General features: G+C 67.5%; 8 protein-coding genes and 1 pseudogene. 4 read left to right on the top strand and 5 right to left on the bottom strand.

From position 1 onward, the window contains the following. Positions 1 to 91: 91 nt before the first annotated feature. Complete coding sequence (locus tag VD972_RS26325; protein ID WP_324991492.1) at positions 92 to 268, bottom strand: hypothetical protein; 177 nt, start codon at positions 266 to 268, stop codon at positions 92 to 94. After that, a complete protein-coding gene (locus VD972_RS26320) occupies positions 244 to 399 on the bottom strand; it encodes a hypothetical protein (RefSeq protein WP_324991493.1) in 156 nt (51 codons plus the stop codon). The genes VD972_RS26325 and VD972_RS26320 overlap by 25 nt, the downstream gene beginning before the upstream one ends. Positions 400 to 909: 510 nt before the next feature. On the opposite strand from VD972_RS26320, the gene VD972_RS26315 reads away from it, so the two are divergent. Then, the gene (locus VD972_RS26315; protein ID WP_324991491.1) at positions 910 to 1,488 is read left to right on the top strand and encodes an outer membrane beta-barrel protein; all 579 of its coding nucleotides are present in this window, start codon (positions 910 to 912) and stop codon (positions 1,486 to 1,488) included. Between the two features lie 72 nt (positions 1,489 to 1,560). Continuing rightward, a complete protein-coding gene (locus tag VD972_RS26310) occupies positions 1,561 to 1,830 on the top strand; it encodes a GlsB/YeaQ/YmgE family stress response membrane protein (protein ID WP_324991490.1) in 270 nt (89 codons plus the stop codon). A 50-nt stretch (positions 1,831 to 1,880) separates the two neighbouring features. On the opposite strand, the gene VD972_RS26305 is transcribed toward VD972_RS26310, so the two are convergent. Beyond that, a complete protein-coding gene (locus VD972_RS26305; protein WP_324991489.1) occupies positions 1,881 to 3,104 on the bottom strand; it encodes a tetratricopeptide repeat protein in 1,224 nt (407 codons plus the stop codon). 165 nt (positions 3,105 to 3,269) lie between these two features. On the opposite strand from VD972_RS26305, the gene VD972_RS26300 reads away from it, so the two are divergent. Next, complete coding sequence (locus VD972_RS26300; RefSeq protein ID WP_324991488.1) at positions 3,270 to 4,034, top strand: hypothetical protein; 765 nt, start codon at positions 3,270 to 3,272, stop codon at positions 4,032 to 4,034. 2 nt (positions 4,035 to 4,036) lie between these two features. Continuing rightward, positions 4,037 to 4,597 carry a hypothetical protein gene (locus tag VD972_RS26295; protein WP_324991487.1) on the top strand — a complete coding sequence of 187 codons (561 nt, stop codon included), beginning with the start codon at positions 4,037 to 4,039 and terminating at the stop codon, positions 4,595 to 4,597. 164 nt (positions 4,598 to 4,761) lie between these two features. On the opposite strand, the pseudogene VD972_RS45560 reads toward VD972_RS26295, so the two are convergent. Both VD972_RS45560 and VD972_RS26290 read right to left on the bottom strand, forming a co-directional pair. Then, positions 4,762 to 5,088: pseudogene (locus VD972_RS45560) on the bottom strand (protein kinase domain-containing protein); the annotation flags it as partial. 89 nt (positions 5,089 to 5,177) lie between these two features. Beyond that, the coding region (locus VD972_RS26290; RefSeq protein ID WP_324991486.1) for a helicase-related protein at positions 5,178 to 7,524 on the bottom strand (2,347 nt) is incomplete at its 5' end.

Raw genomic sequence — 7,524 nt, 5'->3', positions numbered from 1 at the left:
CGATGGCCATGGTCGCCGGGAGGCCCCTCCACGGCCCGGACCCGGTAGAGCGCCTGCACTGCGGCCTTCAACTTCTCAGGTGAGGGGTTGTTCATCCAGCGGCCAAGCCTAGCAGGGTACCGGATCTATTCTCTCGTCCCTGATGTTCAGCCGCGGATCTGCTTGAACGCCCCCCTCCACTGGAGCTGGAGGGGGTTGCGCCAATCCGGGCCAACACCCTGCCGTTCAGCGCAGCGCCTGTATTCAGCGTGATGGCTTGATCTGCCATGACCGTCCCCTGGAAGGAGGTCGTCGTTCCGAAGGTCGCCGAGGTACCGTTCCAGGCGGGAACCCGGTGATGGCGGTGCCCGAGCTCACCCCGAGGTCCCCTGTGACGGAGGTCTGTCCGGTGCTGGTCACGGTGGAGTCAGCCAGCACCGCGAAGTTGCCAGCCGAGCTGAGCGCGACCGGCAATTGGCTACAGGTCCCCGTGGTAAAGCTCCAATCGTGGTTGGTCGCCAAGGAGCTGCCCGACGCGTCTTGGGCGCCACCCACCCCTGGCGCAATCACGCGTCTACGGAAGATTCAACTTGTCCAGCTTTGCCTTGATCGCTTCCTTGGTGTCGCCGAATCGCTGCTGGTCCTGATTCATGTTTGTTATTCCTTTTGGGGACGCCACAAACTAAACATGAATAATCAATTGTCAAATGGAGGTGGTTCCTTGAAGATCTCCTGCCGAGCCAGCAAGAGACACGGGATGCGTACGACGCTCCCGTACCGGGCGACCGCCCAGAACTACAAGAGGTGTTGATAATTGAGCCATTCCATAGAGCCGGGAACCCTCCTGGGTTTTCCGAGGGCTCGGGGTCCCATGCTTGACAACACAACACCGACACTTAGGTTGGGACTTCACAAAATGAAAGGAATTGCATGACTCGTCAGAGCATCGCGGTGTTGGGGTTCGTGTTGGCGCTGGCCTCTGCAGGCACGGCAACCGCCGAGGAGGAGCGTCAACCTGGAAAGGTGAATCTGTTTCTGCGCGGAGGGGCGGGTAACTACACGGGGGATCTCGGCGACAACGTCAACGTGGGCCCTACCTGGGGTTTGACGTTGGACTTACAGCCCCTGCGCTTCCTCGGCTTTGAGCTGGGCTATGAAGGCGCCAGGAACACCGCCAAGACCGCGCTGCTCGACATTTCTCTCACGCGCCATGGTGCCAGTGGCCTGGTAAAGCTGTCGCTGCCCCTCTTCGAGTCCGTCAGGCCCTTCGTGGGTATCGGCCTGGGCATCTCGAACATCACCATCGGAGGTGATCTCCGAGGGGCTTTTGAGTCGGACGTGGTGGAAGAGGTCCCGCTGGCGTTGGGTGTCGAGTTCATCTCCGGCGCGCTCACCGCAGGCGCTCGGGCCACTTACCGGTTGCTGCTGGACGAGAACCTTGGCGAGCAAGTGGACAACCCCCAGGGCGGCTTCTTCGACGTCGCGCTGACGCTCGGGGCCCGGTTCTAGCGACAAGCTCTCTCTGATCCTCAACCTGTCCGTGCGCCTCTCTTCGCCCGGCGCAACCTTGGGAGGTACACCGTGTCGCTCGAGTCACTCGTCGTGTGGATCGTGATCGGCTTGATCGCTGGATGGCTGGCTTCCGCGGTGGCGGGCGGCGGCTACGGGCTCATTGGGGACATCATCGTGGGCGTGGTGGGCTCCTTCATCGGAGGCTTTCTCTTCCGGGCCCTGGGCGTGGGCACTCCCTTCTCAGGGATTGCCGGAACCCTCTTCGTCGCCTTCATCGGGGCCATCGTCTTGCTGCTCTTGCTGCGCGTGCTCCGCTTGGGCACCAGCAAACGCGCCTGAAGCGCCAGCTCCCATGAGCCCGAGCGATTTGCGGGAGGGACTTGAGGGAGTCACTCGGGGGACTCGCTCGCCTTGAGCTTCTCGAGCTTCTCGCAGACCTCTTGCTTCCCGAGCTCACAGGCGAGGGTGAAGAAGCGCTTCACCACCTCCAGGTCCTCCGGGGGGCCATTTCTCACCCCTTGGTACAGGTAGGCCACGCCCGCACACCCGTCCGCGTTCTGCAGCTCACAGGCGCGGCGATAGAGCGCCTCGGAGTTCTCAAGGTCTTCCCGGGAGGGAGACTCGCCCATCTCCAGCGCGGCGGCCATGCGCATGCACGAGACGCCATCCTCCATGTCACAGGCGCGCCGGGCCAGCTCTCGCGAGCGCTCCAGGTCCTTCGCGACGCCGAAGCCCCCCTCGAGCAGCTCGGACAGCATCCCACACGCCTTCGCGCTGCCCTCCTCGCACTGGCGCTCACACTCGGGAGCGCCGCGGCAGCGTCTGCTCCCTTGTGGCCTCCCACTGTCCCCGGGCGTGGGCTGGCTCGCTGAGCTCCCTGCGGCGCGCTCCTCGTGGGCCTGCTCCTCAAGCGCAAGGGTCGCTCCGGGGCTGGCCTCCCCGCGCACCTCCCTGGGCCGCACCAGCCCCACGGCGAGCCCCAGACCCAACAGCGCGCCCCCGGAGAGCAGCAGGGAGCGCTTGCTGCTGTTGACAGGGAGCTCGGTCCGCTCCTTGCGAGGCCAGCTCCCTCGCCGCACCACCTCCTGCCAGCCGCGGATGTAGCTGCCCCAGGACAGCGCCCACCACGACATGAGCGAGGTCCAGCCGATGAAGAAGGGGAGGACCTCCAGCATGCCGCGGCCCGCTCTCTGGCCGGCCATGAGCGCGAAGGCCACCCCATAGCCCGCGCAGGCCAGGGCCGTGGAGGCAGCCCACTTGCGCCCCAGGCTCCAAGGGCTCCGAGGGCCGATCACCCGTGCGAGCAGCAGCTCCATCAGGTAGGCGACCAACGCCACCTTGCCGAAGACCTCCATGATCTCGGCCGTGCCACCGCGCCCGGTCTCATCCACTCCGCCGAGCGCCGCGAACAGCCAGAGCAGCCTCTGGCTCAGCTCCCGCATGACATCGCCGTGGCTGTTCCCCAGGCCGATGATGACCAACATGAACCAGCCAAAGTGGCCACCCACGGCGAGCAGCTGCTGGGTCGCGGTAAGGTAGCCCAGCGCGTGCGCGATGAGCCCCCGTACCAGCCGCTCGGGCAGGCTGCGGGGTGCGGAGTCCTGTGTCGCCATCCATTCTCCTGCGGAGCTGCCGCCCAGGTCAGCGAGCGGGGGAGGTACCGAACCGATTCTATCGTCCCTAATGTTCACTCTGGGAGGATTGTCCTGGCCCTCGGTACGTGGACTCTCACCGCGCCACGTGCGTCTCCCTGCCTGCAGGGCTAGCGTTCAGGTTCCATGAGCCGCTCTCGCGGAAGACACACGGAATTCGTCCACCACTTCGAAGGCGCGCAGACGCTCGACGGGCTGCTGCAGCTGGCCGGCAGCTCCTGTGATACCTACGAGGTGCTCACCCGCATGCGCTCGGCCCAGGCCGAGGGGCAGCCGCATGACGCGGTCATCCCTACCCTCTTTCAGGGCGAGCCCCACTTCTCCTCGCCCGAGGTGGCCCAGCGGCTGTTCCAGAACCTGCTGGGGCTCTGGGATCTGCTGGAGGAAGGCAAGCCCCTCCAGCTGGATGAGGGGCCCCGGCCCCCCCGACCCAAGAAGGTGAAGCCGGTGCCCCCCCCTGCCTTCGCTCCCGGGGAGCCGGGAAGTGAATTCGTGGAGGCCGCCTGGCGTTACCTGGAAGACGAGGAGAAGGAGCGGACCCGACGGCTGCACTCCTTCGAGAACCGGCAGGATGCGTTGCTGGGCGCCCTTGACGTCGCGGGGCTCACGGACGAAGGATATGCAGTAGCCCGCCACCTGCTCTTCGAACTGCACGCCATGATGGAGCTGGGCTGGCCGCCGGGACTTGTCAGTGTGGATCCGGCGGTGCTGGAGAGGGAGGACACGAAGGCTCCGCCGGTGCCCAAGGCCCTCACCGCTTACGCGGAGGAAGCGCTGTTCGAGGCGGAGCAGGACGAGGAGCACCCCCTCTCTGCCGAAGAGCTCGCGCGGGTGCGCACCCTGGTGCGGCGCGGGCTAGCGGGCCTGTGGCACGCCCGGAAGGGAAGTTGAGGATGGCAAGAGACAAGGACGACAACGACGGTGGCGGCTTCTCTGGCAAGCGCAACAAGACGTGGCGAGAGATCGACGCCATGCGCGGCAAGAGCAAGAGCCACTCGCGCCAGGATGACCCGGCGCAGCAACGCATCGAGCGGAGCGCCTCCTATGAGAAGTACAAGGCGGCTGCGGACTCGCTCTTCACCGGGGGCGAGCTGCCCCAGGGCCTGGCCGAGAAGTTCGACCCCGAGGGCAAGCGCAAGGTGCAGAAGCAGGCGATGCAGAAGCTGCAGCAGGCCGAGACGCGCCAAGCCTGGGTGCAGGGCGTCGTCGAGTATCTGGAGAAGTACCCGGAGCTGCCCGAGGACACGTACTTCCTGGACAGCCTGCTGGACCACCCGCGTGAGCGCATCGCGGACAAGGCCCTGGCGAAGCTGGAGACGATGGAGACCGAGGGCAAGCTGAAGACGAAGGTGCCCAAGAGCCTGGATGAGCGCCTCAAGTCCATCCAGCTCACCAGCATGGACCCGGAGATGCAGGGCCGGGCGAAGACGCTGCGCGAGAAGCTCAAGGCCTGAGCGGGTACGGTTGGCAGGGGCACGCCGAACGGGGTTTGATGGCCATGGAGAGCCATGACTCCTGTCGAGCGTGACTCCATTGCAACGCGCAGCGTCTCCCGCGCCCGCTCAGACTCACCCACAGCAAGCTGGACGAGATAGTCACAGGTCGCGGGGGACCGCACCGCCTCCAGGAACGGGGGTCCTCGGACCAGCTCCATGGTGAAGAACCACTGCTCCCCGTCCGAGTGCAGCTCGTAGAACTGCACGAGGTTCGGGTGAGCCATCCCCGTCAGCGTGCGGAACTCCTGCTTGAAGAGCAGCAGCGCCTGCGGATCCCTGCGCCGCATGAGCTTGAGCGCCACCACTGCGTTGCGCTCGCGATCCTGCGCCTCGAAGACGGCACCGAATGCCCCGGCGCCGAGCTGACGCTGGAGGACGAACCGCTCGGACTTCCAGTCCCTGACCAGCTCCGTCTTCCCGGACGGCGCGGTGTCGGAGAGCCCGTCCACCGGCGCATCCGACACATGAGCCAGCGCCTGCAGGAAGGCGAGCGTCGACGCCCCCGCCTTCGAGCCGCCCTGCGAGGCATCCTCGTCGCTCACCGGTTGATGACGAAGCCGCAGGCCGAGTCGAGCACCACCTTCGCGCTCGAGAGTGCCTTCAACACACGCTCATAGTGCATGCGCTCCGCGTCGAGCTGAGCCTCCAGCGCCTCGGCGGCCAGCCCCTGGTGCCCCAGGGACAATCGCATCCGATCCAGTGCGGCGTCACGCTCGGCCTCGATGGCCTTCTTGGCCTTCGCCGCCAGCTTGCCCAGCTCGGCCTCGGCGGCCTTCTGGCCCACCGGCACCGCCGCGTCCACGAAGGCACGGACGCTCGGGAAGGCCCGTGACACCTCGTCTCCCTTGAGCGCCCGCCCGTCCGCCTCCAGCACCGGCAGCAGGCTTGCATCCGCCTTGGGGCCGCCCTGCGCCTCCGCCACCGCCACGTGGAGCAGCGTCCGCTCCAGGAAGCGCGCGAGCTGACGGCTCGGCACGCGGGCGCCGGGCGAGGTGTCCTCCGGCTCGGGCGTCTGCACGTGGTAGAGCAGCTCCAGCCCGCGCGCCTTCAGCGGCCCGCGCTTCTCGATGAAGCGGAAGCCGCTGCGCCCGTACGGCCCGTCCCGCAGGAAGCCGAACAGCGCCTCCACCAGCGAGTGCCCGGTGGCGAAGTACTCCAGCTCCTCGGCCTCCACCGCCGTGTCGCGCCAGAAGGTGCCCAGCAACGTCCGGTCCTCCATCACATCGAGGCCGGGCAGCCCCTCCACGTTGAGCGCGTGGCCAAAGTGGAAGGCACACTGGAAGGCATCCACCTCGTCGTCCGTGTCCACCCGGATGCCCACCCGCTTCGCCAGCTCGGTGACGGTCTCCTCCAGCCGCTCGTCGAGATCCCTCGCCACGCCCCAGAGGCCGTCCTCCAGCGGCTGCTCCTCGTCCTCTTCTTCCGCCTCGATGCCCATGCGCACCTGAGCGCGCGCCACCAGCCGCGCCACCGCCGGCTTGTCGAAGGAGCGCAGATCCAGCAGCGGGTCATACGCGCGCTTCACCTGCGCCCGCGCAGCCTCTACCTTCTTCTTCAGCTCGGCCGCGTACGCCACGCGGGCCTCGCGCGGCAGGAGCGCCAGCTCGGCGAGCCGGTCCTCCACCTCCTCCAGCACCGCGTCCAGGCCGCCCACCGTCTCGCCAAAGACGCCCACGGCATCCGCCAACAGCATCAGCACGTCCGCGGCGAGCGTGCCCGCTGGATCGAACACGTGGATCTCCACCGGCTTCGTCTGGCCGATGCGATCCAGGCGGCCGATGCGCTGCTCGACGGTGGCGGGGCTCCACGGCAGATCGTAGTGCACCAGGTGGTGGGCGAACTGGAAGTTGCGGCCCTCGCCGCCCACCTCGGTGCACAGCAACACCTTGGGGCCCTCGGGATCGCGGAAGCGCGCCACCTGCCTGTCTCGCTCCACCAGCGGCAGCTCGCCGTGGTAGGCCAGCGCCTCGATGCCCTCGCGCCCCAGCTCTGTCTGGAGCGCCTCCAGCGTGTCGCGGCTCTCAGTGAAGACGAGCACCTTGGCGGAAGCCTCGGAGGCCCAGACGCCGCGCAGCAGGCCCAGGAAGGCCACCAGCTTGGCATCGCGCGAGGGCAGCTTGAGGTCCGCTTCCTTCAGCGGGGCGTTGGCGAGCACGGCGCCCGTAAAGGCCGCGGGGCTGGACTCCAGGCGGCGCAGCACGTTGGCCAGGGGCGCTCCGCGCAGGTTGGACTTCGCGAGCAGGGCCAGGGCGGCATCGCGCGTCTTCAGCTCCTCGGGAGAGAGCTGGACGGGGTGGCGGTGCAAGCGCCGGGTGGTGAAGCCGCCGACGATGGCGCGCCGGTTGCGCACCAGCCGGTCGGACAGGCTGTAGGTCTCCGCCAGGTGCTCCAGCAGGGCCTCTCGCTCCTTGAGGCCCTGGAGCTTCGCGTCTCCGGGGAAGCGCTTGGCCAGTGCCTTGACCGCCTTGGCGGGCTCATTGCCCTCCAGCAGCGCACGGACCGCGCTGGACAGCTCCTCTTGCCGGGCCAGCCGCTCCTCGAAGCCCTTCACCGTGGGCGCGGTGGCCGTGTCGATGAGGGTGAGCAGCCCGTGGTACTCGGCGGGATCCAGCTGCATGGGCGTGGCGGTGAGCAGGAGCAGTCCCCAGGAGTTGCCCGCGAGCGCCTGGGCGGCCTCGAAGGCCTTCTCGCCCTTGAGGTGGTGCGCCTCGTCGATGATGACGAGATCCCAGAAGGCGCCCTCCTCGGCCACGGCGCGCCGGTGCTCCTCGGTGCGCGAGAGCAGCTCCAGGCTCGTGACCACGAGGGGGAAGCGCGCCCACGGAGATACGTCGGGCTGCTCCTTGAGGGACTGCGCGTACCGGTCCGAGTCCATCAGCGTGAAG

This window comes from Hyalangium sp. (assembly GCF_035629615.1).
Classification (GTDB): Bacteria; Myxococcota; Myxococcia; order Myxococcales; family Myxococcaceae; genus Hyalangium.
This window is presented reverse-complemented; position numbering and strand designations above follow the sequence as displayed.